The organism is Mesorhizobium sp. M0500 (genome assembly GCF_040321165.1).
In the GTDB taxonomy this organism is placed as follows: Bacteria; Pseudomonadota; Alphaproteobacteria; order Rhizobiales; family Rhizobiaceae; genus Mesorhizobium.
The window spans coordinates 1-26,786 of record NZ_JAMYRB010000034.1 but is presented as its reverse complement, the minus strand read 5'-3'; the positions used below and the strand labels follow the sequence as shown (position 1 = coordinate 26,786).

Here is a 26,786-nt window from a genome sequence, read left to right as displayed (position 1 = left end):
TTGCCGGTGTATTTCATGGATACGGCCATTTCGCGGGTTGCCCGGGACAAGATCGCGGCCGGCGATAGCGGGCTGCTGCTGATCGCCGACAATTATGATGCATTTGCCGCACGAATCCTTGCCGCGCGCAGTGCCACCAGCAGCCTCGACTTGATGTACTATCTCTGGCACGACGACCATAGCGGCCGGCTGCTGATGCAAGAGGTCGTCAGGGCGGCGGAGCGCGGTGTCCGCGTCCGCATGCTGCTGGACGATATAAATCCGCGCAACAGCGACGCCGCTTACCTGGCGCTCAACAGCTACAAGAACATCGAGCTGAGGCTGTTCAACCCCAGCGGCATGAGGAACGGCAGCATCTTTCGCTCGCTGGAGATGGTCGCCCGGCTGTTTGCGATGACCCGCCGCATGCACAACAAGGCCTGGATCGCCGACGGGAGCCTGGCCATCGTCGGAGGAAGAAATATCGGCGATGCCTATTTCGACGCCGCGGAGACAAATTTCCGTGATCTCGACCTGTTGCTTCTCGGTCCTGCCGTTGGGCAGACGATGCAGATCTTCGAGGCGTTCTGGAATTGCGAGGCGGCAAAGCCGATCCAGCTGCTCAACCCGGCTGCGGTGGGCTCGCGCGCCGATTTCCTCGATAATCTCGATGCGTCGATGGACGGCCAGCTTTTGAACAGCCTCAGTGCCTGGCGCACGATCACGGAGTTCATTGCGGCGCATAACGAGGTCTGCTGGACGAAAGGCGTTCGCGTCATTTCCGATCCGCCGGAAAAGGTGCGCGGCAAGCGGCGCAGGAACTGGCTGACCAAGGAGCTGCTTCCCGCTATCGCGGCGACCAGACAGCGGCTCGAAATCGTCTCGCCCTATTTCATCCCCGGCCGCACCGGGTTGGCCATCCTGTCGAAGCTGGTGGACCGTGGCGCCGAGGTTGCAATCCTGACCAACTCGCTCGCCGCGACGGACGTCGCCGCAGTGCACGGCGCTTATGCCAAATACCGCCGCAAGCTGCTTAAAAAAGGTATCCAGCTTTTCGAATTGCAACCCTTCAACCGCCAGGCCAACATCTCCGTTTTCGGCTCAAAGGGAGCCAGCCTCCATACCAAGGCCTTCACGGTCGACGATACGCTCGGGTTTGTCGGTTCCTTCAATTTCGATCCGCGTTCGGTGTCGTTGAATGCGGAAATGGGCGTGCTTTTCCACGATGCCAATCTGGTGATGGAGTTGCGCCGGCTGTTCGAGCACGAAAAGTCGCCGCAGACGAGCTATCAACTGGTCCTGGACAAAGGCGCCGTGCGGTGGCTCGGCATCGCGGATGGCGAGATGCGGCAATGTTCGCGTGAACCGGAGGCCAGTCTCTATCGGCGTATCGTTGCAGCGTTGGTTGGCTGCCTGCCGATCGAATCGCAATTATAGAAGCGACGGATTTGTCGGAACGCAACTCTTTGTCGGAACGGAAATGCGGGACCACGAGTTGTAACCGTTGTCCGGAGCATGCCGATGAAGACCACGATATACAGTTTTCTTGCCGAGCTCTTGCCGTTCTGGATGGCGCATAAACGCAAAATGCGCGCCGACCGCGCCGCTGAGCGGCCGACACGACCGGCTGCTGCCGATGACGATGGTCGGCCGACAAGCGATCCGAATCGAGCAACACCGGCGCGTCGGCGCAACACGTCTTAGGGCGGGATGCTTTCAAATTAGATCCCGCTCCAACTGTCTGGTTAGACGCAATTCCGCGACGCCAAGTGATTCCATTTGGCTGCAGAAGCTCCAGTTCCTAAGCGATCACGCTATCGTCAAGTATCGCTACCCGAAATCCGGCGTTGCCAAGCATCCATTTTGCAACACGTACGTTAATGTGCACTACAGGGTTGCCGCTATAGGTGAGCGCCATGAGCGACAGTGCGATAGAATTCTTGCAGGACTGGATCCACGAAAACGTTCATGTGCCGCCGCCTCCGATCAAGCTTGAAAGGGAGGCGGAAATCCTCGCCAGGGAATGCAAGGAAGAGGCGGCCGACGCCGGCGTACCCATCGAAGACATCGAGGAAGAGGTTGGCGACCTCAAGGATCTGCTCGTCGCCAAGCTCGAAGACGCAGCCGAGGACGAGGCCAGGCAACTCAACGGCCATGGCCAAAAGATTTCTACGTCGGCGGCCGAGCAAATGCCGGCCCTGTAAGGCCGGTCCGAGCGCAGGCAAGGCATCACGAGGTGCGCCGCTTCGGCCTATTGTCCGATCAGCGTCAGCCCGAACAGGATCATCAGCCAAAACCCGGCAGCAGCGACCGCAAGACGCGGCAGGACGCCGTCGCTGGCCAGATGCATGAACAGGATGGCGATGACGGCGGTCTTGGCCGCGGCGATCACCAGATTGAGTGCCGAATTGAAGCCGCCGAGCGCGAGGAAGGACGAGCCGACGGTCAGGGCCAGCAAGGCTAAAAGCCCTATATAAGCAAGCGTGAGTTTGCGGAACTCGCTCATCTGTTGATCAGATAGAGGACGGGGAACAGGAAGACCCAGACGATATCGACGAAATGCCAATAGAGGCCGATTGCCTGCACGCGCCGGAACCGGCTGGCCTCGATCGTGCGTGGCCACAGCGCGAGGATGCCGCCGATGACGATTACGCCGCAAATCAGATGCAAGGCGTGCAGTGACGTCATCGCGAAATAGAGGCCGAAGAAGAATTCGGCATGAACAGTATCCGGGCCCTTATAGATGAAAGGTGCGCCGAGCACCGGCGCCAGCCCTTCGCTGAATTCCCTGGCGTACTCCGTCGCCTTGATCGCCAGGAAGACGACGCCGAGCAGCGCCGTCGCAGCCAATGCCCAGCCAGCGGCGCGCCATCGCCGCGCGGCCGTGTACATATGGGCGAGCGCCATAGCGAAACTGCTGGTGATCAGGACGACGGTGTTGGCCGTGCCCAACGGCAGCGACAGATGCTTCGCCGCGCCGGCGAAGGCGTCGCCATAACTCAACCGGGCAAACATGAAGACGAGCAGGATGGCGCCGAACAGCATCACCTCGGAGCCGATGAACACCCACATGGCGAAGCTGTCGGCTGCCGTTTCGCGAGCCGGCCGGTCGAAGGCGATGCTTGTCGTTGGTGACTTCAAACCAGATCCTCCACCGGGTCCGACCGTTTCTCGGTCAGGCCTTTCATCGGATAGTCGTAGGCTGGTCTGGTGACGGTCGGCATGCGATCGAAATTATGCGCTGGCGGCGGCGAGCTTGTTTGCCATTCCAACCCGGTCGCTCGCCACGGATTGGCCGGCGCCTGCGCGCCTCGAAACAGCGACCATGCCAAGTAGAGGAGCGGCATCAGATAGCCAATCGCCAGCACCACGGCGCCAGCCGACGACAGGATGTGCCAGAAAGCGAATTCCGGCGGATAGGTATGGTAGCGCCGCGGCATGCCCAGAAAGCCGAGCACATATTGCGGAAAAAAGGTCAGGTTGAAGCCGATGAAGGTCACAGCCGCGGCTATACGGCCCCAAACCTCCGAATACATTCGGCCGGTGAGTTTCGGCCACCAGAAATGCAGCCCTGCCATGTAGGCGGTCACCATGCCGCCTACCATGATGTAGTGGAAATGGGCGACGACGAAATAGGTGTCGTGAACGTGGACGTCGATGGCGAGCGCGGCAAGGAAAAGGCCGGCCAGCCCGCCGAAGGTGAACAATGCCAGGAAGAACAGCGCATAAAGCATCGGCGTCTCGAAGCTGATTTCGCCCTTGCGCAGCGTCAGGCTCCAGTTGAAGACCTTTATCGCCGATGGGATCGCGACGCAGAAGGACAGGAACGAAAACACCACGCCGGCATAGGCCGACTGCCCGCTGACGAACATGTGGTGGCCCCAGACGAGAAAGCCGAAGACGGCGATCGCCATCGAAGCCAGGGCGACGGCCTTGTAGCCGAACAGCGGCCGGCGGCTAAAGCAAGGCAGCACTTCCGAGACCACTCCCATGCCTGGCAGGATCATGATGTAGACGGCGGGGTGCGAGTAGAACCAGAACAGATGCTGGAACAGCAGCGGATCGCCGCCGAGGTCGGGATTGAAGATGCCGATGCCGAAGACGCGCTCCAGCACGATGAGGATCAGCGATGCTGCAAGCACCGGCGTCGCCAGCACCATCACCAGGCTGGTGGCGTACAGCGTCCAGACGAAGATCGGCAGCCGGAACCAGGTGAGGCCAGGCGCTCGCAAGGTGTGGACGGTGACGATGAAATTGATGCCGGTCATGATCGTCGAAAAGCCGACGATGAAAACGCCGAATGCCGCGGTCGAGACAAACCCGTTGGCATAGAGCGTCGACAGCGGCGTGTAGAAGGTCCAGCCGGTGTCGACGCCGCCCAAAACCACCGAGGCGAGCGCGAACAGGCTGCCGAACATGAAGACGTACCAGCTTGCCAGGTTGAGCCGGGGAAAGGCGAGGTCGCGCGCGCCGATCATCAGCGGCAGCAGGAAATTGCCGAGCGTTGCCGGGATCGACGGCACCAGGAAGAACCACACCATGATGATGCCGTGCAGCGAAAACAGCCGGTTGTAGACATCGTCGGAGACCAGGTCGCCGGCCGGCGTCGCAAGCTCGATGCGCATCAGCACGGCAAAGGTTCCGCCGAGGAAGAAGAAGGCCGTCAGCGAGACGAAATAGAGCCACGCCACCCGTTTGTGGTCTGTTGTCAGCAGCCAGGAGCGCGGCCCGGCACCTTCTGCGAGATAGCTTGCCGACGCCAAATCGCTGCTCATTGCGGCGCCTCGTTTTTTGCCGCCGGGAACGAGGGAGATTGGAGCGATAGGGATTTGAGATAGGCCATCAGCATCTGCAGTTCGGCTTCGTCAACGAGACCGTCGAAGCTCGGCATCACCGGCTGGTAGCCGGCGGCGATTTCCTTGTTCGGGACAAGGATCGAATCGCGCAGATAGCGTTCGTCGGCGATGACCGTCTGCCGGTTGGCCAACGCCACCGGCTGGCGGAAAACCCCATCGAGGCCGGGCGCCCGCACTTTGCTGGAATTGCCGTGACAGCCGGAGCAGCCGAGCGCGCGGAACAGTTTCCCGCCGCTCGTGGCAAGGCTTTCGCCTTCACCTTGACTGCCGAGCCATGATGCATATTGCTCCGGCGCCACCACCGTCACCCAGCCGCCCATCTCGGAATGCTGCGTGCCGCAATATTCGGCGCAGAACAGGTGATAACGCCCCGGCTGCGTGGCGATGAACCAGACATTGGCCGTGCGTCCGGGAACGGCATCCTGCTTGACCCGAAAGGCTGGCACGTAGAAGGAGTGGATGACGTCCTGTGATGCCAGCGACACCACCACCGCCTTGCCGACCGGCACGTGCAGCTCGTTGATCTCGCGCTGGCCGCCGGGATGGCGGAATTCCCACATCCATTGCTTGCCGAGGCCGGCGATCTCGACGGCGTCCGGTGGCGGACGGTCGCGCCGGACAAAAAGGACTGCGCCCCAGCCGAAGAAGATGAAGGCCATCACCAGGCTGGCAATGGTCCACGCCATCTCCAGCGGCAGGCTGCGGGCACGCGCCCCTGTACGGTCGGCTGCGGAGCCGATACGATATTTGACGGCGTAGCCGACAACGAGAACGGTCAGGAACAGGCCGAGCGCGACTGCGAAAGCCAGCAATGTGTAGAACAAGGCATCGACGCTGCCTGCGATGGACGAGGCTTCCTGCGGGAAAAACCGGATGCCGAAGCTCACGCCCGCCTCCCGCGCGCCAGCAGTATGGCCGTCGCCAACCCCACCACCATCACGATGCTGGCGAGCTTCAACGCAGCCCAGATCGCCGGCGTATATCGCCCCTTGGACGCATCGAAGCCGGCGCAGAGCAGGAAGACATGATCGGCGATCGAGCCGAGCCTGCCGGAAGATGCCTCGACAAGGGCAAGCTCAAGATCGCGCGGCGTGAAGCTCAGCGCCGGCAGCACCTGCGCTATCCGGCCTTTTGGCGTCAGCGCGATGACCGCGATCGGATGGGCGAATTGGTCGATCCGGGCGCGGGTGTCGAAACTGATGCCGGCTTCCGCGGCAAGGGCGCCGCCGGCGCCGTCGGCACTGGTCAGGAACCGCCACGCCGACAGGTTCCTCGCGTCGGCCGCCGCGGCGACCGTGGCTTGCGCATCGCCCGCATCTTCGGGCGTGTCGGCGGCATCGATCGAGACGAACAAAGCGCGATAGGTGTCGGGGTCGAGCGAGGTCTTTTTCAAATCCGAGGCGACCGCCTGTTGGGTCACACCACAAAGGTTCGGGCATTTGTCGTAGCCGAAAATCAGCAGCGCCGGCCGGCCGGCAAGCATTTGGCCGATCGTGCGCTGCTCGCCGGACGCATCGCGAAACACCCGGTTGAGGCTGAGCTGCGCGCCGATCTCGGGATCGAAGGCCGGGCGTGCGAAGGCCATGGCCGGCAGTGCCGCGAGAAGGGAAAAAGCGGTTAGCCAGGCCTTCACGGCCGGCCTCCCTGGGCTGGCGCGGTCCGGCAGCGAGCGGCCTGTGGCGCGCGTGGTATCTCGGCCTCGACCAATCGGCAGTCGGCGCCGGCGGCCGGCGCCGGCTGCCCCCAGTTCGGCAAACCATGGCTGACGATCGCCCACATGGCGTCCTCGATCGGAATGCGGGCAATGCCGGCGGTGCGGTCGACCCAGCCGACCTTGTTCAGCTCCTGCTCCTCCGCCTTGCGGAAGGCAGCGAGGTCGTCTTCTGGAAAGCGCTGCAAGGCTGGACTGGCCCGGTTGCCGACCGATGATGGCCCCGGCAGCGGCCCGAACGGCCTGGTGTCGAAGACGAGCCCGAGGACGATGACTGTTGCGGCCAGGAGCAGCAGCAGGCCGGCCGCGAAGGCAAGCAGCGCGCCCGGCCAGACGTCGCGCGTTTCGGGATGGCGGGCTGCCCTAGCCATGGACCGGCCTCCGGCACCAGAGGGCGATCCGGTCCGGCCGGCCAAGCACGAAAAGCAGCAGCGCAAGCCAGAGGCCGCCAGCTCCTGCCAGCGCGGCAAGATCGTACCAGAATGCGATCACATTGCCGTCCGCCAACGGCGGTCTGATCCGCCAAAGGACATCGACGTAGTGGCCAGCCAGCACGATGCCGCAGATCGACAGCAGGCCGGCATGGCTGCGCTTCAGATCCCGGCTGAGCAGCCCGGCAAAGGGGACCGCGAATTGCAGCGCAATCAGCAGCCAGAGCAGATACTGCCAGCCATTGCTGCTGCGGATGAGGTACCAACGGATCTCGTTTGGCAGGTCGCCGCCCCAGGTCACCAGCCATTGCATGAACGACAGGTAGGTCCACAGCAGCACGAAGCCGAACAGCATGTTGGCCAAATCCTCGCTGAGCGCGACATCCTCCTCGCCGCCCGCCATGACCTCGATCGAGCGGTTAACACACAGTACCGTCATCGCCAGGGCGTAAGCGCCGACGACTTCGGCCGACGCTTCCAGCAACGCATAGATGGTCGAGGAGAACTCCGGCTCCAGCGAGAGCATCCAGTCGATGGCAAAAATCGTCACAGCCAGCCCATGCGCAATCAATCCAGCGGCATAGGCCTTGCCGCGGCCGGCGCTGCCACGACCGCTATCGGTCGTTGTCCAGTCAAGCACGCGCCACGCCAGCACCAGCCAGATCGCGGCGCAGGCGGCAAAGCGCAGCAAAAAGAACGGAACGTTCAGATAAGAGAATTTCTGGCGCACCGTCTCGGGCAATGCAGCCGCGTCGGCACTCGCCCAGGGAAAGACCAGGTCGAGCCTGAGCAGAACCGGCAGCAGCAGAAGCAGCGCCAGCGGCAGCGTCGCGACGAGAGCGCGCAGCGGCTGGCGGATTGCCTCGCCCCAGCGGCCGCCGGTCAGCCCATGCACCATCAGGATGGTCAGCGCGCCGAGCGGCAGGCCGAGCAGGAAGAGCGCCGCAGGCAGCCAGCCGGCCAACATGGCTCTGAAGTCGAAGGCCAATCCCGTGGCGCAAAGCACAAGTCCGACGGCGGCCACGGCAAGCGCCGGCAAAATCAAACGTTCGGTGGCAAGCCGCATCATCGCCCGCATCATCGATCCGGCTCCGCATTGAGCTCGGCACGGAGGCTTTCCGGCAGCTCGGCAATTGGTGCATCGCGCGAATATTGCAGGGCGCGGATATAGGCGACGATCGCCCAGCGGTCGGCAGGCGGGACACGCGCCGCGTAGGAATACATGGCGCCATAGCCGTTGCTGATGACGTCGTAGAAATGCCTGTCGCTCGCCTTGCGCAACGCGTGCTGGTGATAGGTCGGCGGCGCCGGAAAGCCCCGCTCGACGATCATGCCGTGGCCGTCGCCGGCGCGGCCGTGGCAAGGCGAACAGAAGATGTCGAAGCGTTGCTGGCCTCGCCGCAGCAGCATCATCGTGACCGGATAGGGAAAAGTGTCGGGTACCGGCGAAAGATCGGCATCGCGTGCGACCGTGTCCTCGACCGGCGCCCGCGCCGACATGCCGTCGGCGAACTGGTTGCTGCTTTCGAGCGGATCGTAGCGCGGCTGGTCCTCCATGTCCTGCCGGCAGCCGGCGACCAGCAAGGCTGCCGACAGCAGGATCGTGCGCATGTTCACGCCTCCACCTCCTCGACGGTTTCGGCGCCGAGCCGTGTCAGCTGGCCCTTGGTCACGCCCTTGCGGAACTTCGGATCGGCGGCCTCGACGAGCAGATAGAACTTGCCGCCGCGCGCATAGGTGAAGCTCGTGGCGTTGAAGACCGGGTGGTAATATTCGGGCAGGCGATTGGCGGCCAGCATGCCGAAGAATGCGGCCAGCGCAGCGCCAAGTATCGCGGCCTCGAAGGCGATGACGAGAAAGGCCGGCCAGGAATGCAGCGGCCGGCCGCCGACATTGAGCGGAAAATCGATCTCGACCGAATAGAGGATCAGGCCATAGACAAACACCGCGCCGACGATGGCGCCGCCAAGGATGGTCCATGGCAAGCGCGTCTTGCGCATGCCGAGCATGTCGGCCAGCCCATGCACATGGAACGGCGAGAACGCGTCCATGCGCCGGTAGCCGCGCGCCCGCATGGTGCGGACCGCCTCGGTCAGCGCTTCGGGATCGGCGAAAGCCGCAATGACGCCGTAAAGGCTCATCTTGCGCCGCCCCTCTCCCCGGCCAGCTCCTCGACCTCGAAAATGGTGATGGCCGGCAGGACGCGGATGAACAGGAAGACCAATGCGAAGAAGGTGCCGATCGAGCCGAACAGGATGCCGAAGTCGAGCCATCTCAGTGATTGTTCGCCCCAGGACGACGGCAGGTAATCGCGGCTTGGCCCGGTGACGACGATGACGTAGCGCTCGATCCACATGCCGACATTGATGATCAGGGCAATGGCGAACAGCACTGGCATGTTGAGGCGCACCCGCCGGAACCAGAGCAATTGCAAAACAGCGCCGTTGCAGGCGAGCATGGTCCAGAACAGCGGCGCATAGGGTCCGAAGGCGCGCTGCCACATCATCGTGCGCTCATAGGTTTCGCCCGAATACCAGGCGAAGAAAGCCTCGGAGGCATAGCCGTAGATGACGATCATGCCGGCGGCGATCATCAGCTTGGCGGCATTGTCCATGTGCCGCAGCGTGATCAGATCCTGGACCGAAAACGCCCAGCGCAGCGGGATGGCGATGGTAAGCACCATGGCGAAGCCGGACAGCAGCGCGCCGGCAACGAAATAGGGAGGAAAGATAGTCGAATGGAAGCCCGGCGTGATGGCGAAGGTGAAGTCGAGCGAGACGATCGAATGCACCGAGACGACCAGCGGCGTGGCCAGTGCCGCCATCAGGAAATAGACCGTCTGGTAGCGCGCCCAATGAAAGGCCGAACCGCGCCAGCCGAGCGCCAGTATCCCGTAGAACAGCTGCGCCGGGCGCGATTTCGCCCGGTCGCGCAGGACGGCGAGATCGGGCAGCAGGCCCATATACCAGAACATCAGCGAAACGCTGGCATAGGTGGCGATCGCCGCGAAATCCCAGACCAGTGGGCTGCGCCATTGCGGCCAATGCATATGCGTGTTGGGTAGCGGCAGCAGCCAGTAGAAGAACCACGGGCGGCCGAGATGCAGGATCGGGAAAAGCCCCGCCATTGCCACGGCAAACAGCGTCATCGCCTCGGCAAAGCGGTTGATCGAGGCGCGCCATGGTTGGCGCAGAAGCAGAAGCACCGCCGAGATCAGCGTGCCGGCATGGCCGATGCCAATCCACCAGACGAAATTGCCAATCATCGTGCCCCAGACAACCGGAATGTTGACGCCATAGGCGCCAACGCCGACCGAGATCAGATAGGTAATCGAATAGAGAAAGATGAGGACGAAGACGAAGCAGGCGAAAAACGCGGTCCAGAAATAGCGCGGCAGCCTGCCGTCGAGGACGATCGCACTGATACGGCCGCTGATCTCCGGAAGGTCGTGCCGGCCGCGCAGAACGGGCAGTGCGCCCGGTTTCCCAGCAATAGCCTCAGCCATCGGCTTTCCCGCCTGGCGAGAGACGGCCGTTGATATTCCTGATCTTGCCGAGATAGGTGGTGCGGGGTCGCGTGTTGAGGTCCTCGAGCAAGGCGTAGTGTTGCGGCGCTGCTTTTTCCTGCACGACAGCGGCGCCCTTGCTGTTGAGGTCCCCGAAAACGATCGCCTGTGTCGGGCAGGCCTGCTGACAGGCGGTCACCACTTCGCCGTCGGCGATGTGGCGGTTTTCGATCTGCGCCTTGATGCGTTTTTCGGAAATGCGCTGGACGCAGTAGGTGCATTTTTCCATCACACCGCGCGAACGGACGCTGACGTCTGGATTGTGCGCGGCCTGTTCCGGTCCGGCCGCATCCTTGTCGAATTCCTGGAAGTCCAGGAAGTTGAAGCGCCGCACCTTGTAGGGGCAGTTCTGCGAGCAGTAGCGCGTGCCGATGCAGCGGTTGTAGACCTGCGCGTTCAGCCCGTCATGGGTGTGGGTGGTGGCGTTGACCGGACAGACGACCTCGCACGGCGCCTTCTCGCAATGCATGCAAGGCACCGGCTGGAAAAAGACGTCGGGATCGTCGAGCGGGCCGGAGTAGTAGCGGTCGATCCGCAGCCAATGCATCTCATGGCCGAGTGCCGACTCGTCCGGCCCGACGGTGGCGATGTTGTTTTCCGCCTGGCAGGCAGAAACGCAAGCCATGCAGCCGATGCATGCCGACTGGTCGATCGACATGCCCCAGGCTTCCTGGCTGTATTGCCAGTCGGGATAGAGCGATCCGGTTGGCGCGGGCGGGGCGCCGTCGCGCACGAAGTGTGGATTTTTGCGGAAGGCCTCGAGCGAGGCATGGCGAACGATCGCCCTGCCCTCCATCGCCTGATGGTGTTGCGTGGTGATGACCCGCGCACTGCCGTCCCGCGGCGCGACCGTGGCGCCATAGACGATCCAGGGAGCCTCGAGGCTTCGCAGCCTGTACGCGTCGTGGCCGTCGGCGAGTGCTGCCACCGAACCGAGCTTCCGGTCGAAGCCCAGAGCAAGTGTCACGGTCTCGTCGGGATGGCCAGGCATGATCCAGACCGGCGCATCGATGTCCGTGCCGTTCGAGGCGATATTGACGACCCGGGCGTTTTCCACCTGAAGCCGCCCCGCCGTCGCTGGCGATATCAGCGCTGCATTGCCCCAGACGATCTTGCTCAGTGGCCGCGGCAATTCCTGCAGCCAGGACGAGTTGGCATTGCGTCCGTCGCGCAGCCAGGGATCGGCGACGAAACGGATTTCGACGCCTTTGGCCGCTTCGACGCGCGGGTTCAGGCCGCGCAAATCCGCCGGCATCGCAACATCGACTGGAGTGCTGGCACTTCCGGATACAAAGCCGTCGCGAAGCGCCTTTCGCCACGCGGGATCGTCCAGTGCTTGCGCCCAAGTCGTTTGTGCCCATGTCCGGCGGACGAGCGGCAGCGCAGAAACAGCGAATTCACCGCCAAGCACGGCCAGGATTTCATGCACCGCCCGCCCCTGGTAAAGCGGCCTGATCAGCGGCTGCACGATCGACGCGGTTCCGTCATGGGCGCGCAGGTCACTCCAGCTTTCGAGATCATGCGCAGCAGGGACATGCCAGTGTGCGGCGAAGGCGGTTTCGTCGCGGTAGAGACCCCAGTGGACAAGAAGCTTCAGCTGCGAAAACACGTCGCGGACATCGAACCCCGCAGGTGCGGTGTGGAGAGGATTGGCGCCGAGTATGACAACGGTGTCGATATCTCGCGCGGCGATCGCCTGGCAAAGTGCAGCGAGGTCGCCCTCGATGGGCATCGCGTCGGGCGGCTCGATCAGTTCCACGGTGTTGCCAAGCGCACCAAGCCGCGCATTCATGGCAAGAGCCGCGGCATGGACGAACGGTGTTTGATGGACGCCCGGCACGATCAGCGCCGAGCGGCCGGCCGCCTTCAGATCGTCCGCAGTGGCAGCCAGCCAGGCCGGGTCCAGTGCCAAGGCGCTTGGCGCCGCTTCGCCGCCAAGCACCGCGCTCAGCGCCGCGGCGACGGCTTCGACCTCGCTCGGCCGCACCGGCCTGCGGTGATCGGCGGCAGCGCCGGTGATCGTCGGCGTCGATTCCACCGCATAGACCCGGCTCATCGTATCGTCCGCCCGGCGCACGCGACGCCGCGCGGCAAAGTCACGGGCGTAAGCGAGACGGCCGGGGCCCTCGCCCAGGAAATCCGCGTCGAGACTGACAATCGCGTCGGCGCGATCGAACCGGTAGACCGGTGCAAGCGCCCTGCCGAAAAGGGTCTGCGTGGCTTCGGCGCCGGACGGCGTTGCCAGGGGATCGTGCTGGAACAGCCTCAGCCTGGGGTAGCGCGCGCGCAGCGCCTCGAGCTGCGCCTTCATGGTGGGCGAGGTCGTCGCCTCGATCAGCAGCGCCGCGCCGGCACCGCCTGAGCCGGCCAGCCGCGAGGTGAGCTCGGCCATGTCGGCAAGGAAGTCGCCATAGGCCGCCGGTTCGCCGTGTTTCAGCGGCATGCGCGAGCGATCGGGGTCGAAAAGCGACAGCACCGCCGCCTGCATGATGGCGTCCGTCGCACCGCGCGAGGCCGGATGGTCGGGATTGCCTTCCACCTTGGTCGGCCGGCCCTCATGGCTTTCGACCACCGCACCGATACCGTAGCCATCGCTCGAAAGCGTGGTCGCGTAATAAAGCGGCTTGCCGGGAACGATGTTTTCCGGCTGGCGGATATAAGGCAGGATGTCTTCGGCCCGGCTGCAGGCGGCAAGCCCGGCCAGCGTCAGCGATGCACCCATCAGCTTCAGCAGCGTGCGCCGGTCGAGCCGCGGGATGCGGCGCTCGGCGATCGAGGGAAATTCGGCATCGACGAAGCGGCGGAATTCCGGCGTATCGGCGAGCTCGTCGAGGCTTCGCCACAGCTCCGGGCCGGGCGAAAGCCGTTCGCGCAGGCCGGCCATGTCTGGAGCCGCGATCGGTTTGTCAGCGGTGGCAGACATAACAGTCGGTCATGGTCTCGGGGTGGATATCGAGAAGGCTGATGAGTGACCGGCGGATTTCGGCGATGCCGGCCGGTGGCTTCCAGTGCATCAGGAACACGTCCTCCGGCGGACGCAAATTAGGCTCGGGATCGCGATGGCATGCCAGGCACCATTCCATCGATAGTGCGTGCGCCCGCCGCATCAGCGGCATGTCGTCGACCTCGCCATGGCACGTCTCGCAGGCGACGCCTTTAGCGATATGGATCGAATGATTGAAATAGACGAAGTCGGGGACACTGTTCACCCGCTGCCACTGCAATGGCTGCCCGGAAGCAAGGCTTGCCCGTATCGGCGCCAGCATGTCCACGTTGGTGAACAGCTGCGAATGGCAGGTCATGCACACCTCGGTCGCCGGCAGACCCGCCGATGACGAAGTCTCGGCGCCGCTATGGCAATAACGGCAATCGAGGCCGAGCTCGCCGACATGGTGCCTGTGGCTGAACGGCACTGGTTGCGCCAACGGCCGGCCAACGCCGGTGACGAAGTCCGAACGCAAGACGGCGGTACCGCCGAGAGCCGCAAAGATCGCCATGAAACACGCGCCCCACAGAGCGAAGCGTGAAATGCCGTTGGCACTCCTTGAAAAGACCTGCGGCATCCCCTCGCCGATTTCGCATCCAGCAAACCGTATTCACCCCCCAAAGTGCCTAACTAAGGCTGCGTGGGTAAGTTCCGGCTGGAGCAGCGGAGATCACAGAATGGTTACCCCGCCCTGGCCCATCAGGTCGGGGTGACCGGAAACCATCGAACCCTCCATACGTTCGGATGAGGTCACGTTCTGTTTCACCCGGATAAGCATCATGACCATCCCCCACCCCATCCCATTCGCCGCCGGTCCGGCGTTGCCTTCTGGTGGACGATGTTCGTCGGCGCGCTGCTGACGATCCTCGGCCTGCCGATCGGAGGGGGCGGTGCCTGGCTGATCGCGCTGGGCGGATCCTGGTACTATCTGCCCGCCGGGATCGCCCTGCTGGCCGCCGGCAGCCTGCTGCTTGCCGGCAATGCCGCCGGTGTATGGCTTTATGTCCTGACCTGGCTGGCGACACTTGCACCCGGCGGACACCATTTCATGGAGACCAGGATCGGCGACGACGTCATTGCCGACGTCATTGCCTACGCATTGCCTAAAAGCTGACGCCAGACGATGACGGCTTCGCGGGACGCTTCCATCCTGATCGTCGGCGCCGGCCCGACCGGGCTGACGGCGGCAGTCGAACTGGCAAGGCGCGGCATTGCACCTCGCATCATCGACCGCAAGGAAGGCCCGACGCCGCTCGCCAAGGCGGTCGGCATCAGTTCGCACAGCCTCGACATCCTTGAACCGTCCAAAGTCGCTGCCCGATTGCTCGCCGAAGGATTGAAAATTCGCCGAGCCCGTTTCTACTTCGAAGGACGAGCGCTCGGCGAGATCGATTTCTCGATCCTGCCGCACCGCCATAATTTTCTGCTGTCGCTGCCGCAGCGCGACACCGAATCGCTGATGACCGATACGCTCAAGGGATTTGGCATCGACGTCGAATGGCGAAGCACATTTGTCGGCATGGCCGAGCACAAAGGTCGGGCCGAGGTGCGGATCGAGGCGCCAGACGGCCGTGACGAGGCAAGTTTCGACCTTATCTTCGGAGCCGACGGTGCGCAAAGCACGGTGCGTGATGCCATGAGCATCGGCTTCGATGGCTACACGCATCGGCGGCAATGGAGCATTGCCGACGCCGACATCGACGATTGGCCCTATGAGCCGATGGCCGCCCACGCATTTCTTCACAGGAACGGCGACGTCGGTTTCATCATCCCGATCGGCGAGAAGCGCCATCGCGCGGTCTCCAACACCGAGGATGCGCTGGCCCGCATCCCCGGCAATTACCGGATCACGCGGTTGTTGGGGACCGACCGCTTCCATATTCCGGTACGACAGGCGCCGCGTTATCAAACCGCATGCGTCTTCCTGGGAGGCGATGCCGCGCATGTGAATTCGCCGTTGGGCGCGCGCGGCATGAATCTCGGCATCGAGGACGCCGCGTCATTCGCCAGGCGTTTCGTCGACGGCACGCTTGCCGGCTACACAAGCGAACGCCACCCGGTGGGGCAACGGTGGATCACGCTCAGCGAGCGCATCCTCTCGCTGGCCCAATCGGACAACGGCATCATGCAAGGCGTCAGGAACGCGGCCTTCAGCGTCGTCGGCCATCTGCCGCTGCTGCAACGGCCGCTGCTGGAGCGTGTCGCCGGGCTCAAGGAATGACGTGGTCGCATCAACCTTTTCGCTGGACATGCGTTGTTGGGTTTCAAGCCAGGGAGATGACCATGCAGATAAAATCGGAAATCGCCGGCGAGGCCGCCAAGCAGCGGCATATCCAGCGCCGTATCGACGAGAAGGACAAGTCCAAATCCAATGGCAAGCAAAAAGGCGCCATGCAGGCCGGCGCCCGCAAATATCCGGAGCCGCCCTTCCCCGAGCAGCACCAGCCGAAGCCGGGCCATGAATGGGCGATCGAGCCGGCGCCGCTTTACGATGCGCCATTTTATATCGGATCGAAAAAGCTCGACGGCAAAGTGGCCGTCATTACCGGCGGCGATTCAGGCATCGGCCGTGCGGTGGCCGTGCTCTATGCGCGTGAAGGCGCCGATGTGGCGATCGTCTATCTCTCGGAGGATAGGGACGCCAAAGATACCAAAAGGGCCGTCGAAGCGGAAGGCCGGCGCTGCATCCTGATCAAGGCCGACGTCAGCGAACGCAACCACTGCCACAACGCGGTGGCTGAGATCGTGCAGGAGTTTGGGCGGATCGACGTGCTGGTCAACAACGCCGCTTTCCAGATCCACTCCAGCGATTTCAGCGAGCTGACCGAGGAGCATTTCGACACGACGCTGAAGACCAACCTCTACGGCTATTTCCACATGGCGCAGGAGGCCGTGCCGCACATGAAACCCGGTTCGGCGATCATCAATACCGGTTCAGTGACCGGCATCGAGGGCTCGAAGCAACTGGTCGATTACTCCATGACCAAGGGCGGCATTCATGCCTTCACCCGCGCGCTCTCAGGCAACCTTGTCGACAAGGGCATAAGGGTCAACGCCGTGGCGCCAGGCCCGGTTTGGACGCCGCTCAACCCCTCGGACAAGGAAGCCGGCGATGTTTCGAAATTTGGCGCCGATACGCCGATGAAACGGCCGGCCCAGCCGGAGGAGATCGCGCCGGCCTACGTGTTCCTCGCCTCGCCACACTGCTCGAGCTACATCACCGGCGAGATATTGCCGATCGTGGGCGGCTACTGACGGCATGTATTTCATTGCCCTGGCCACTGACTATGACGGCACGCTGGCGCATGAAGGGGTCGTTGCCGAGAAGACGCTTGCGGCGCTTGAACGCTTCAAGAAGAGCGGCCGCAAACTCATTCTCGTCACCGGGCGCGAGCTGCCCGACCTGAAACGCGTCTTTCCCGAAGTCGCGATCTTCGACAAGGTGGTCGCGGAAAACGGGGCGCTGATCTACACGCCGGCCAGCGAGGAGGAGCGGACGATATCCCCGCCGCCCGCCCCCGAGTTCATCGCCAAACTCAGGAAACGCGGTGTCAAACCGCTTTCGGTCGGACGCTCGATCGTCGCAACCTGGGAACCGCATCAGGCTACCGCGCTCGAGGTCATCAAGAAATTGGGGCTGGAGCTGGAAATCATCTTCAACAAGGGCGCGGTGATGATCCTGCCCAGCGGCATCAACAAGGCGACCGGGCTGACAGCCGCGCTTCAGGACCTCAGATTGTCGCCGCACAACGTCGTCGGTGTCGGCGACGCCGAAAACGACCACGCCTTCCTGCGCGCCTGCGGCTTCAGCGTGGCCGTCGACAACGCACTGCCGGCAGTCAAGGATACGGCGGATCTCGTGACACGCGGCGCGCGCGGAAAAGGCGTCGAGGAACTGATCGCCAAGGTGGTCGAGCGCGATCGCGAGCTTGTGCCGAACCGCGACGGCATTCTGCTTGGCTCGGAGGATGGCAAGGAGGTGTATCTGTCGCCAACCGATACGGTGCTGATCGCCGGCAGCTCCGGCATCGGCAAATCGACCCTGGCGACTGCACTGACGGAGCGCTTCGTCGAGAGAAAGTTCCAGTTCTGCATCTTCGATCCGGAAGGCGACTATGACGGTCTCGAAGGCGCCGTCCGGCTGGGCGACGGCTCGAACGCGCCGACGAAGACGCAGTTGCTCGATCTCCTGGAGAAGCCGGACAACAATCTGGTCGTCAATGGCCTGGCGCTGCGCGTTAACGAGCGGCCGGACTTCTTTGCCGACCTGCTGCCGGGCCTTGGCGGTGTTCGCTTCCGCACGGCACGACCACACTGGCTGATCATCGACGAGGCGCATCACCTCTTGCCGAAGCGGCGCGACGACACGCCAATGGTGCTGGCCATGGAATTGCCGGGCACGATCCTGATCACGGTTCATCCGGACGCGATCTCAACCGAGGCCTGGTCACCGCCGTCATCGCACTCGGCCCCAAGGCGAAAAAGGTCATCAAGACGTTCTGTCACGAGACCGGCACCGAACCGCCAAAGGACAAGGACCTGAACTCTCCAAAAGACGAGCGCGTGCTGTTCTGGCGGCCGCAGGCGCGCAAGAAACCTGCCATGGTCGAGCCGATCGAACCGCGACAGTCGCTCAAGCGGCACAGCCGCAAATATGCCGAGGGCCAGCTGGACGAGAAGGGCAGCTTCTATTTCCGCGGCCCCGACAATGCGATGAACCTCCGCGCCCATAATCTGATGATTTTCGCCCAGATCGCCGAGGGCATCGACGACAGGACCTGGGAACATCATTTGCGCGCCGGCGACTATTCCGAATGGTTTCGCCACCAGATCAGGGACAAGGAACTGGCGCGCGAAACCGCCGAAGCGGAGAAAGACGGCACACTTTCGGCGCAGGAGAGCCGCAAGCACGTCCTGGACGCGGTGCGCCGCCGCTATACCGCGCCCGCGACCGCGCCGAAGGAATAGATGCAAACGGCGCCCAGCCGGTCCCAAGCCGGCTGGGTTCACCTCGTGGTCGATCTCCGTCCCACCTCGGCAGACGGCCGAGTCCCAGTCAGTTCCAACCGTCGATGGTCCATCGTGGAACCTCATCCGCCAAACGAAATTGTGTTCTATCGGGCGCCAGATCTATTCAATGCTGAATAATTGCTCGAAAGGAGACGATGGATGAGCAACGACCGGGACAAGGATGGTCCTGTCTTTTCAGCGGAACAGGCGCGGCAGGGCGAGATCATCCTGCGGACGCGGGCGCGCCGGATCATTTTCATCGCCGGCCTAGTGGGTCTCGTCTTGCTGGCATTGCTGGTGTGGTGGATTTGAATTCCTGACGGCTGGAGCGAAATCATGAAATCACAGCTTGTTGCCGAAAGCGCCGGACAGAGAACGTTCGTCGTTGTGCTTGATCCCGGCGAAGAGGCGTTTGCGCAGCTGACGTCATTTGCAGTCGACCGTGGCGTCGGCGGCGCGTCGCTGACCGCGCTCGGCGCTTTCGAAAGCGCAACCGTCGGCTGGTTCGACCCTGGAGAAAGGACCTACCGGAAAATCCCCGTCCGGGAACAGTGCGAAGTGCTGAGCGCGATCGGCGATGTTGCTATCGGCGACGACGGCAAGCCCAGCCTGCACGTCCACGCAGTCCTTGGATTGAGTGACGGCACCACGAGGGGCGGTCATCTGCTGGACGGCATCGTGCGGCCGACGCTCGAGGTCACATTGGTGGAGACGCCTGGCCATCTGCGCCGCAGGCACCGTCCCGAACTCGGCGTCGCCCTGATCGACTTGGAGGCTTGATCCGAGCCGATCACTTCGTTGATTTGACTGCGGCCGTTTCGGGTACGACCTCCCAACCGAAGACGCTGCGGCCGCCGAGCAGATGCGATTGCTCGAACTCCCCGGCGACGATTTCCTTCAGGCTTGGGCCGGTGACATAGCGCTCGACCTGCCTCGACTGGTCGTCCAGCCGCCGCAACGCGCCGATCTCTTCGTCACGGCCGAGCCTGGCCTTCTGGACAGCCGACTTCAGCACGCCGATCGTCTCGTCATAGACCTTCAGCGGCACGGGGAACGGGTGCCTGTCCTTACCGCCATGCGCCAGCGAGAAACGGCCTGGATCGGAAAAACGGCACGGCGCGCCATGCACGACTTCGGCGACCAGCGCCAGCGCCCGCACCGTGCGCGCGCCGACATTGGGCACCAGGAGAAGCCCGGCGAAATCTGTCGGGCCGCGCTCGGCCGCCGCCGCGATGTTGCCGTGCAGGCGGCGCATGACGACGTCGCTTTCGCGCACATCGTGGTGCGCCGGCATCACCAGATGCGGCAGCAGCTTTTGTGCCGGCTCCGGCGCTGGCGCCGAACCCCGCTCCAAAGCGGCAAGCTCCCTCACGATGCGATCCGGTCCAAGGTCGTGCAGAAGGTCCAGTTGTCCCTGGCGCGACGCTTCAGCGCGCCGGTCGGTCAGGTTGACGATCTCGCCCTGGTTGGCGCCCTCGATGGCAGCATGCGGCTGGTCGACAAAGCTCTTCAGGCCTTCGGACAGCCAGTGATAGCGGCGCGCCACCTTGCTGTCGCCGTTCATGCCCTGCTGCACCACCACCCACTTGCCGTCGTCGGTGACGATAAAGCCGTGCAGATAGAGATCGAAACCGTCCTGGACCGCGGCGCTGTCCACCTTGGCGACAAGCCGGCTGGCAGTCGCGAGGCCTTGCCCGTCGAGGCCGACACGCTCGCCGATCAGGGCAAGCTCGTGCGGGGTCTTGCGCGAATGCGCGCCGCGGCCGCCGCAAACGTGGATGCCGAGTTCGCCGGAAATCGGCGACAGACCGCGCTTCAACGCTCCGACGACGCTGGTGGTGATGCCGGAAGAGTGCCAGTCCATCCCCATTACGGCGCCAAAGGACTGGAACCAGAACGGATGCGCCAGCCGGCGCAGCAACTCATCGCGGCCGTAATGGTGGATGATCGCCTCGCACATGACCGCGCCAAGCCGCGTCATGCGGTCGCCGAGCCATTTCGGCACGCGTCCGCCGTGAAGTGGAAGATCAGCACTTCCCGATCGCTGTGCCACGCTCTTTTGCTTGCTCCTTGAGTCCTGCCTCCACAGATAGGTATCGAAAGCGCCGCGAAGAAGCGATGGCCTGATTCCAGGCCGCGATCGTTGCGAGCCGCTAGAGCAATTCCAGGAAAAGTGTGAAACGGTTTTCCGTCCGGGATTGCGCAGAAACAAAGAGATAGAGCGTTTCGGCGTTTCCGTGAAACGATGAACCGCTCTAGCGGGCAGGCTCGCTGAGGAGATCAAACTTTTGAATCTCGCAATGCTCGCCCACCGATGCCAGCAGATCCATTGGCGGTGCGCCAGTGTCGGGCCGCCTCCAACTGATCTCGAACGAGAACACAGGGTCCTTGAGATCTGGGCGCCTCTCTATTGCGACGAGGCGTGCCTGGTAGCCAAGCGGCCCGATGAGCGCATCGATCTCCTGTCGAGCCGCGGCCTTCCACGTCAGTGCCAACTGGGCATGGTGTTCGCGCGACATTCGAAGGTCCACCCATTTCAGGACCAGCAAGGTGGCCAGCGTCAGCGCCGTGCCGGCAGCGCCCAAGCCGTATTGGCCACCACCGAAAGCCAATCCGATCGCCGTCATCACCCACAATGTGGCCGCCGTGGTGACGCCGCTGACAAGATTGCCGCGGCGAAGAATGGCGCCACCGCCGATAAAGCCGACGCCGGTCAACACGCCCAGCGGAAAGCGCAAGACGTCCATCGATGCAAACGAATCCGGGTGCTTGCCAACGGTCTCGAGCAGAATACTGGCCTGGATCATTGTGATGGCGGCGGCCAATCCGACCAGCACGGTGGTGCGTAGCCCCGCCGCGTGCCCGCGCGCCTCGCGGTTGAGGCCTATCAACAGGCCGGCGAGCGCGGTCAGAAGCAGTCGTGCCGCGATGTCCTGCCAGACCGGAACAACGAGGAGCATCGCGGTCACCCGTCAGGCCAAGCGCTGCTGGCCAGGAATAGCGCCAGGGTCAAAGCGAACAAGGGCAAGAGCGTCTTCATCGCAAATTCTTTTCGTCGATAAGCAACAAACGATGCGCTTGGATTTTGGTTGCGCCGCCGACGATTCGCCCCGGCGATGGCCGCGGCGGAACAAAACCTTCGGCCTGCGGGTTGGTGGGTTCACGCCAACGAAGGATTTGCAGTCATGGTCCGCTTGCTGCTTGCCGGAGCCGTCGCTTATCTGGCCTATCGCATCACCAAGGAGATCGGTGGGTCCGACGAGGTCGATCCGCGGTCGCCTTCACCCGACCAAACCGGCCGCAAGGTGCCGAGGCGGGAAAGCGGGGCGCAGGGGAATGGCCGACGGCGGTAGCGAATGCCTCAGCGGCGGCGCGGACCAGCCATGACCGCATTTCCGTTGCCGCTCGACCTTCGTCCGATGGAAGCCAAAGCCGCCGACGCAATTCCTGGCGGCGACGGGCTTTGGCAGTACGAACCGAAATGGGACGGGTTTCGCTGCCTCGTGTTCAAGGGCGACGATGCCGTCGATCTGCGTGCAAAATCGGGCAAGCCGCTTGGCCGCTATTTTCCCGAACTGGTCGCGGTGCTGCGCGATTTGAGGTCGCGACAGTTTGTGGTCGACGGCGAGATCATCATCGAGGTCGACGGATCGACTTCATTCGAGGCCCTGCAAATGCGCCTCCATCCCGCCGAAAGCAGGATCCGCAAATTGAGCCTCGAGACGCCCGCCATGCTTGTCCTGTTCGATGTGCTGGCCGAACCCGGCGGCAAGGTCATCATCGAACAACCGCTCAGCGCCAGGAGACGGGCGATCGAGGCCTTTGTCGCGTCGGCGGCACGGCCCGAACTGCGCCTGTCCAAATGCACGCACGATGCCGCTGCCGCCGAGCGCTGGCTGCAGGGCTCCGGCCATGGCTCGACCGACGGTGTCGTTGCAAAACTGATCGCCGGGCCATACCGGCCCGGCGAGCGCGCCATGGTCAAGGTCAAGCGGCTGCGCACTGCGGATTGTGTGGTCGGCGGCTTTCGCTATCTCGCCGGCAGCAACGAAGTCGGATCCCTGCTGCTCGGCCTCTACAACAACGAAGGCAGGCTGGACCATGTCGGGTTCACCTCGACCATCGGCAAGGACGACCGCGCGACGCTGACCAGGCGGCTGGAAAAACTGCGGGCCAAACCGGGTTTCACCGGCAAGGCGCCGGGCGGGCCAAGCCGCTGGAGCACGGAGCGCAGCGGACAATGGGAGCCGATAAAGCCTGAACTGGTGGTCGAGGTTCGTTTCGACCATGTGACAGGCGACCGGTTCCGGCACGGAACCAAGCTGTTGCGCTGGCGGCCGGACAAAGAGCCCCGGCAATGCACGTTCGATCAGATCGAGTAAGCCCGCAGCGATGCACCGCTTCAAGGCTCTAGCTGCCCGCTCTACCGTTCATGACAGACCAATGCAGAATTCACCGGTTCACCGCGGCCAACCGAGCCTTGGCAACCATTTCCGAGGCTCGGTTGCGGTTTTGAAATCAAGCGGCTTCTTGCATTGCGCGTTCGTTGACACCGCTTTCGCCGAGCTTGGAAAGCGCTTCGTCGGTCGCGACCTCTTCCTTGAGAGTTGCCCTGAGCAGCTCGACAACGTCGCTCTTGCCGAGTTCTTCCGCCCACGCGATCAAAGTGCCGTAGCGAGCGATCTCGTAATGTTCGACGGCCTGCGCCGCGCCGACAAGCCCGGCGTCGAGCGCGGGAGCACCGTTATACTCCTCGAGCACTTCCGAGCCCTCTTCGATGATGCCGTCAATCGCCGGGCAGGTCTTGCCACGGGCCGGCTTGCCGAACTTCTCGAACACCTCCTCCAGGCGGTCGACATGTCCTTCGGTTTCCATGCGGTGTTTCTCGAAGGCGGCGGTCACTTCTTCCGACTCCGCGCCCTTGGCCATTTTAGGCAGCGCTCTCAGTATCTTCTTCTCGGCGTAGTAGAGGTCTTTGAGCCCGTCGAGGAACAGATCCTCAAGGCCCTTGCTTGCCGCCTTCGCGGCCTTTTTCGTGGTCGCCATGATCCTCTCCCGAATGGTTGGTGCCGCCTCGCAAAGTAGAGGCGTCCCATAACCCTCCGACGGGAAACAAGTTCCCTGACGGTCCGGGAGCCTTGAAAATTTTTCCGACCCGCCGTGTAGTGTCGCAAGGGGCCTCGACCTGCGGCAGCAATCGGCCAGGAAAGCGCCGTCAGCGCTCGCCGATATGCTCGACCAGGCGGGTATATTCGGCCTCGGCCAGGCCGTAGCCGCCATCCGCCAGTGCGACGAGACCATCGCGATCGCGAATGATAATTTCGCCGCGGCGGGACCGGATGAGCCCTCGCCCCTCGAGCAGCTGCAGCGCGACCGTGACACCCGGACGCCTTACGCCAAGCATGATCGACAGGAATTCGTGAGTGATCGTCAGCCGGCCGCCGTCCACCCGATCGTCACACATGAGCAGCCAGCGCGCCAGCCGGTCTTCAAGTTTCGATCGCGCGTTGACCAGCGCCGTATAGCCGGTCTGGACATGCAGATATTGCACGTAGCGCAGCAAGAACAGCCGCAGCGTCGGGCTTTGCGTCAGCGCCGCCTTGAACGGCTCGGCGTCGATCCTGGCGGCTTCTCCCGCCAGCTGCACATAGCAATCATGGACCGTACGGTCGTCGCCCATTATCAGGGCCGAGCCGGTCATACCTTCCAAGCCGACAAGGCCAACTTCCGCATCGCTGCCGTTCGGCATTTTCGCAACCACCGAACCGATGCCGTCCTCGAGGAAATAAATGGCCTCGATCGGGGATCCGGACACTTCGAGCGATTGCCGTAACTCCAGTGAACAGCGCTCGATGTGCGGCTCGAGAGATGCGAAATCGCCGGCGCTCATCCGGCGCAACAGCTTGTTTCTGTATCGATTTCTATTGGAAATTGCTGGATCAGACATAGCTAGCCCCAAAACAGGGCAAGAGCTTTTTTATCTCCCAGCCGTCCGCGCCCGGTATAACCTGCGGACGATAACGCTCATATAGGCACTGAAAGGTATGGAGCCTACTAAATAAAAAAATGAATCGATGCACGACAGTTTCTCCTGCCGCTTGCCTACGAAAACATCCGACTGAAAGTTAGAGTTGGAAACGTACCAAAGACGGTTTGGTACGAAAACGACAATTGAGGTCACCGGACGCGAAAGAGCCCGTCGCGAGGGATGCAACGGGCTCCATTCGGGCGTCGTGGGCTACGCCCAATGATCCAAATGAGGGGTGGGTTGGATCGCAGCAACAATGCAGGTGCAAGGCAGTCGTTCCCAAACTGTCTGTTTGGTAATTTCCGTACATTGAGTTTGGACGAGAGCGGCGCTAATTGAATTGGAGTCGTCCACACAGACATGGCGAGTGGACGCTTGAAAGACGCTTCGCGCTTTCGCCCTTTTTCAAGGGAGGATGGCATGTCGATGCAAGGTGCAGCAACTCCAGCCGAACTGAGCGTGCTGAAAAAAGCGCTCGACGACTGCTGCCGCGAGTTGGGTGTTGCGGACGACAGTCCTGTCCGCGAGCGGTTGGCCGCCCGTATCATGTCGCTGTTCAACGAAGGCGTGCTCAGCGCCGATCTGAAAGAAGCGCTGGCCGCCGATCGCCAACACTAAGCTGCTGCTATGGTGGTGTCCTCGGTGCCGAAAGGTTCGGCACCGGGTCGCCCTTTTTAGCCAGGGATCCTGGTTGGCCAAGGATCATGGAAATCTTGTCTCCAAAACGCCCGGCGCTTGTTACCAAGCGGCAGGCGTTTTTGTCGCGAGCGTGACACTAAGGCGCGTCGCGTTCGACTGGCCTCATGCGATGCGCGCTTTAGGTTCCTGTTTTATGCATGTCGCTATCACAAAACCGCTGCACACTTTTGCGCGACGTGCATCAAATGCGCCCAAGCAGGACCAGGATAATGACGATAAGCAGCACCAGGCCGAGGCCGCCACCACCGTAATAGCCGGTGCCATAGAACGGTCCGCCGCCCAAGCCGCTGAAGCCGCCAAGCAAGGCAAGGACCAAGATTATGATGAGAATGGTTCCAAGGCCCATGATGTCTGCTCTCCTTGTTTGCGCTGCCGCCATTCGCATCAGCGCGTCGCATTGTACAAAGGTATGAACTCGCAAGAAGCATTCCTGTTCCGGCGGAACGGTAAGGCGTACGCTCATGCGGCGAGCAAAATGCCGGGCTGTGCCGTTAGAAAAGTCCACAGATGCGTGCCCGCGGAGAATGGCATGGCGGCCACCTTGAACACCTGAGAACATGCTGAATTCATAGGAAATTTGTCGGAACCTTCGCTCGCCCGAACGGTTGTTTTCGTAGTCGCAACGCGACGACCCTCGTAAAAAGGAGAAGCATCATGCTCACGAAAATTCTCGCAGCTTCGGCGCTTACGATCGGTCTGGCTACGTCAGCGATGGCGCAGAACGTCGGCGACCCTTCCGGAGCCGCTGCCGACGGTAGCGGGCGGACGATCGTAGTCCCGGATAATGGCGGCCCTGACACCGGCACGGATTCGACCATCACCAATAGCATTCGCGATTTCTCAACGACGAATTCGAATGCCGACCGGAATTGCCCGCCGGGCCCGCAAGGGGCTCTGCCCGATGCGACCGGCAAGGCTCCGGGCACGATGGCGCCGACGGTGAACGACAACCACTGCGGCAAGTAAGCGCCCGGTCATCACAGCCTGACGAGGCCGCGGAGCTTAAGCTCCGCGGCCGGCTGGTTTTGCCGTAAAATCAGCCTAGCGGCCGCGGTGGTCGAAGCTGACCGCGATATCCCGACCGTCCAGCGCCCGAACGATGAAGCCAACCAGCTCCTCGTCGGTTTGCCGGAACCAGGGAAAGCGTTTGCGCAAATCGGCTATGACGACGGTGGTCGAGAGAATGTCGCCGGAATGATAGTCGGCCATGATGGTATGAACGGCAGCGTCGGTGTCAATACCGATTCCTAGCGGCGACTTGATCTGCCCCACGGAAGCCTCCACCCATCTCTCCCAGCCAACGATAGCAAGACTGCCGCAAAGCGAAAGAGCTTGTACGATTCCGTACGATCTCGTGGCTTGCGTTGCACTTTGCAGGACGCAGCCGGCGTCTTTTGTTTTGCGTTTCCAAACCATTGTCTGGCGTGGTGGGGGGGGGGGGGGGCGCCCCCCCCCCCACCCCCCCCCCCATGTGGGGGGTGGCCGGCCGGGGGGGGGGAGAAACACCGGGGGGAACCCCCG

29 protein-coding genes and 1 pseudogene are annotated in these 26,786 nt (G+C 62.8%); 12 read left to right on the top strand and 18 right to left on the bottom strand.

What is annotated here, in order from left to right; all coding sequences use genetic code 11:
* Positions 1-15: 15 nt before the first annotated feature.
* The gene (locus NKI70_RS30420) at positions 16-1,416 is read left to right on the top strand and encodes a phospholipase D family protein (protein ID WP_352637313.1); all 1,401 of its coding nucleotides are present in this window, start codon (positions 16-18) and stop codon (positions 1,414-1,416) included.
* A 479-nt stretch (positions 1,417-1,895) separates the two neighbouring features.
* Entirely contained in the window at positions 1,896-2,183 is a 288-nt protein-coding gene (locus NKI70_RS30415; RefSeq protein WP_352577673.1) for a hypothetical protein, read from the top strand.
* A 47-nt stretch (positions 2,184-2,230) separates the two neighbouring features.
* Here NKI70_RS30415 and NKI70_RS30410 read toward each other — a convergent pair whose 3' ends face one another.
* Genes NKI70_RS30410 through NKI70_RS30355 form a run of 12 tightly spaced genes read right to left on the bottom strand, consistent with a single transcriptional unit; the run spans position 2,231 to position 14,105 of the window.
* Entirely contained in the window at positions 2,231-2,485 is a 255-nt protein-coding gene (locus tag NKI70_RS30410; RefSeq protein WP_023677081.1) for a cytochrome C oxidase subunit IV family protein, read from the bottom strand.
* Positions 2,482-3,120 (bottom strand): cytochrome c oxidase subunit 3, encoded by a 639-nt coding sequence (locus tag NKI70_RS30405; protein WP_352577674.1) that lies wholly within the window; start codon positions 3,118-3,120, stop codon positions 2,482-2,484. Before NKI70_RS30405 ends, NKI70_RS30410 begins: the two co-directional genes overlap by 4 nt.
* On the bottom strand, positions 3,117-4,754 hold the full coding sequence (ctaD, locus tag NKI70_RS30400; protein WP_023677083.1) for a cytochrome c oxidase subunit I: 1,638 nt from the start codon (positions 4,752-4,754) through the stop codon (positions 3,117-3,119). Before ctaD ends, NKI70_RS30405 begins: the two co-directional genes overlap by 4 nt.
* Complete coding sequence (gene coxB / locus NKI70_RS30395) at positions 4,751-5,722, bottom strand: cytochrome c oxidase subunit II (protein WP_352697327.1); 972 nt, start codon at positions 5,720-5,722, stop codon at positions 4,751-4,753. The genes ctaD and coxB overlap by 4 nt, the downstream gene beginning before the upstream one ends.
* The gene (locus tag NKI70_RS30390; RefSeq protein ID WP_352577676.1) at positions 5,719-6,468 is read right to left on the bottom strand and encodes an SCO family protein; all 750 of its coding nucleotides are present in this window, start codon (positions 6,466-6,468) and stop codon (positions 5,719-5,721) included. The genes coxB and NKI70_RS30390 overlap by 4 nt, the downstream gene beginning before the upstream one ends.
* Complete coding sequence (locus tag NKI70_RS30385) at positions 6,465-6,917, bottom strand: hypothetical protein (protein ID WP_352577677.1); 453 nt, start codon at positions 6,915-6,917, stop codon at positions 6,465-6,467. The genes NKI70_RS30390 and NKI70_RS30385 overlap by 4 nt, the downstream gene beginning before the upstream one ends.
* A complete protein-coding gene (locus tag NKI70_RS30380) occupies positions 6,910-8,058 on the bottom strand; it encodes a hypothetical protein (RefSeq protein WP_352697329.1) in 1,149 nt (382 codons plus the stop codon). The genes NKI70_RS30385 and NKI70_RS30380 overlap by 8 nt, the downstream gene beginning before the upstream one ends.
* Positions 8,055-8,588 (bottom strand): c-type cytochrome, encoded by a 534-nt coding sequence (locus tag NKI70_RS30375; RefSeq protein WP_023677088.1) that lies wholly within the window; start codon positions 8,586-8,588, stop codon positions 8,055-8,057. The genes NKI70_RS30380 and NKI70_RS30375 overlap by 4 nt, the downstream gene beginning before the upstream one ends.
* Positions 8,589-8,590: 2 nt before the next feature.
* Positions 8,591-9,118, bottom strand: coding sequence for a DUF3341 domain-containing protein (locus tag NKI70_RS30370; protein WP_023677089.1), 528 nt, complete (start codon positions 9,116-9,118; stop codon positions 8,591-8,593).
* Positions 9,115-10,482, bottom strand: coding sequence for an NrfD/PsrC family molybdoenzyme membrane anchor subunit (nrfD, locus tag NKI70_RS30365; RefSeq protein WP_023677090.1), 1,368 nt, complete (start codon positions 10,480-10,482; stop codon positions 9,115-9,117). Before nrfD ends, NKI70_RS30370 begins: the two co-directional genes overlap by 4 nt.
* On the bottom strand, positions 10,475-13,465 hold the full coding sequence (locus NKI70_RS30360; protein WP_352697333.1) for a TAT-variant-translocated molybdopterin oxidoreductase: 2,991 nt from the start codon (positions 13,463-13,465) through the stop codon (positions 10,475-10,477). The genes nrfD and NKI70_RS30360 overlap by 8 nt, the downstream gene beginning before the upstream one ends.
* Positions 13,449-14,105 carry a cytochrome c3 family protein gene (locus NKI70_RS30355; protein ID WP_502897371.1) on the bottom strand — a complete coding sequence of 219 codons (657 nt, stop codon included), beginning with the start codon at positions 14,103-14,105 and terminating at the stop codon, positions 13,449-13,451. The genes NKI70_RS30360 and NKI70_RS30355 overlap by 17 nt, the downstream gene beginning before the upstream one ends.
* Before the next feature lie 261 nt (positions 14,106-14,366).
* Here NKI70_RS30355 and NKI70_RS30350 point away from each other — a divergent pair, with 261 nt between their 5' ends.
* The 6 genes and pseudogenes from NKI70_RS30350 (at position 14,367) to NKI70_RS30325 (ending at position 19,318) form a co-directional block, all read left to right on the top strand.
* Positions 14,367-14,642 carry a hypothetical protein gene (locus NKI70_RS30350; protein ID WP_051406139.1) on the top strand — a complete coding sequence of 92 codons (276 nt, stop codon included), beginning with the start codon at positions 14,367-14,369 and terminating at the stop codon, positions 14,640-14,642.
* A gap of 9 nt (positions 14,643-14,651) precedes the next feature.
* Positions 14,652-15,749, top strand: coding sequence for an FAD-dependent oxidoreductase (locus NKI70_RS30345; protein WP_352588836.1), 1,098 nt, complete (start codon positions 14,652-14,654; stop codon positions 15,747-15,749).
* 62 nt (positions 15,750-15,811) lie between these two features.
* The gene (locus NKI70_RS30340) at positions 15,812-16,783 is read left to right on the top strand and encodes an SDR family oxidoreductase (protein ID WP_023677096.1); all 972 of its coding nucleotides are present in this window, start codon (positions 15,812-15,814) and stop codon (positions 16,781-16,783) included.
* 4 nt (positions 16,784-16,787) lie between these two features.
* Positions 16,788-18,496, top strand: a pseudogene (locus NKI70_RS30335) (HAD family hydrolase).
* Between the two features lie 201 nt (positions 18,497-18,697).
* Positions 18,698-18,850 (top strand): peptide ABC transporter permease, encoded by a 153-nt coding sequence (locus NKI70_RS30330; protein ID WP_352457805.1) that lies wholly within the window; start codon positions 18,698-18,700, stop codon positions 18,848-18,850.
* A gap of 24 nt (positions 18,851-18,874) precedes the next feature.
* On the top strand, positions 18,875-19,318 hold the full coding sequence (locus NKI70_RS30325; protein ID WP_352637306.1) for a PPC domain-containing DNA-binding protein: 444 nt from the start codon (positions 18,875-18,877) through the stop codon (positions 19,316-19,318).
* A gap of 10 nt (positions 19,319-19,328) precedes the next feature.
* Here NKI70_RS30325 and NKI70_RS30320 read toward each other — a convergent pair whose 3' ends face one another.
* Positions 19,329-20,591, bottom strand: a complete 1,263-nt coding sequence (locus NKI70_RS30320) for a DUF763 domain-containing protein (protein ID WP_352697339.1) — start codon at positions 20,589-20,591, stop codon at positions 19,329-19,331.
* A 202-nt stretch (positions 20,592-20,793) separates the two neighbouring features.
* A complete protein-coding gene (locus NKI70_RS30315; protein ID WP_352577685.1) occupies positions 20,794-21,498 on the bottom strand; it encodes an MgtC/SapB family protein in 705 nt (234 codons plus the stop codon).
* 225 nt (positions 21,499-21,723) lie between these two features.
* Between NKI70_RS30315 and NKI70_RS30310 the strand changes: the two genes are divergently transcribed.
* Positions 21,724-21,891, top strand: a complete 168-nt coding sequence (locus tag NKI70_RS30310) for a hypothetical protein (RefSeq protein WP_023677102.1) — start codon at positions 21,724-21,726, stop codon at positions 21,889-21,891.
* 30 nt (positions 21,892-21,921) lie between these two features.
* Positions 21,922-22,920, top strand: a complete 999-nt coding sequence (locus tag NKI70_RS30305; RefSeq protein ID WP_352697341.1) for an ATP-dependent DNA ligase — start codon at positions 21,922-21,924, stop codon at positions 22,918-22,920.
* A gap of 136 nt (positions 22,921-23,056) precedes the next feature.
* Here NKI70_RS30305 and NKI70_RS30300 read toward each other — a convergent pair whose 3' ends face one another.
* Positions 23,057-23,584, bottom strand: coding sequence for a YciE/YciF ferroxidase family protein (locus tag NKI70_RS30300; RefSeq protein ID WP_352571875.1), 528 nt, complete (start codon positions 23,582-23,584; stop codon positions 23,057-23,059).
* 169 nt (positions 23,585-23,753) lie between these two features.
* On the bottom strand, positions 23,754-24,428 hold the full coding sequence (locus NKI70_RS30295) for a Crp/Fnr family transcriptional regulator (protein WP_502894902.1): 675 nt from the start codon (positions 24,426-24,428) through the stop codon (positions 23,754-23,756).
* A 558-nt stretch (positions 24,429-24,986) separates the two neighbouring features.
* Between NKI70_RS30295 and NKI70_RS30290 the strand changes: the two genes are divergently transcribed.
* Positions 24,987-25,184: a hypothetical protein gene (locus NKI70_RS30290; RefSeq protein WP_292655400.1), complete on the top strand. Its 198-nt coding sequence runs from the start codon at positions 24,987-24,989 to the stop codon at positions 25,182-25,184.
* Positions 25,185-25,446: 262 nt separating this feature from the next.
* Here NKI70_RS30290 and NKI70_RS30285 read toward each other — a convergent pair whose 3' ends face one another.
* The gene (locus NKI70_RS30285; protein WP_023677107.1) at positions 25,447-25,611 is read right to left on the bottom strand and encodes a DUF3309 family protein; all 165 of its coding nucleotides are present in this window, start codon (positions 25,609-25,611) and stop codon (positions 25,447-25,449) included.
* Positions 25,612-25,919: 308 nt separating this feature from the next.
* On the opposite strand from NKI70_RS30285, the gene NKI70_RS30280 reads away from it, so the two are divergent.
* Entirely contained in the window at positions 25,920-26,231 is a 312-nt protein-coding gene (locus NKI70_RS30280; RefSeq protein ID WP_023677109.1) for a hypothetical protein, read from the top strand.
* Between the two features lie 75 nt (positions 26,232-26,306).
* Here the strand turns inward: NKI70_RS30280 and NKI70_RS30275 are convergent, their stop codons facing one another.
* The gene (locus tag NKI70_RS30275; RefSeq protein WP_156937349.1) at positions 26,307-26,537 is read right to left on the bottom strand and encodes a hypothetical protein; all 231 of its coding nucleotides are present in this window, start codon (positions 26,535-26,537) and stop codon (positions 26,307-26,309) included.
* Positions 26,538-26,786 lie beyond the last annotated feature (249 nt).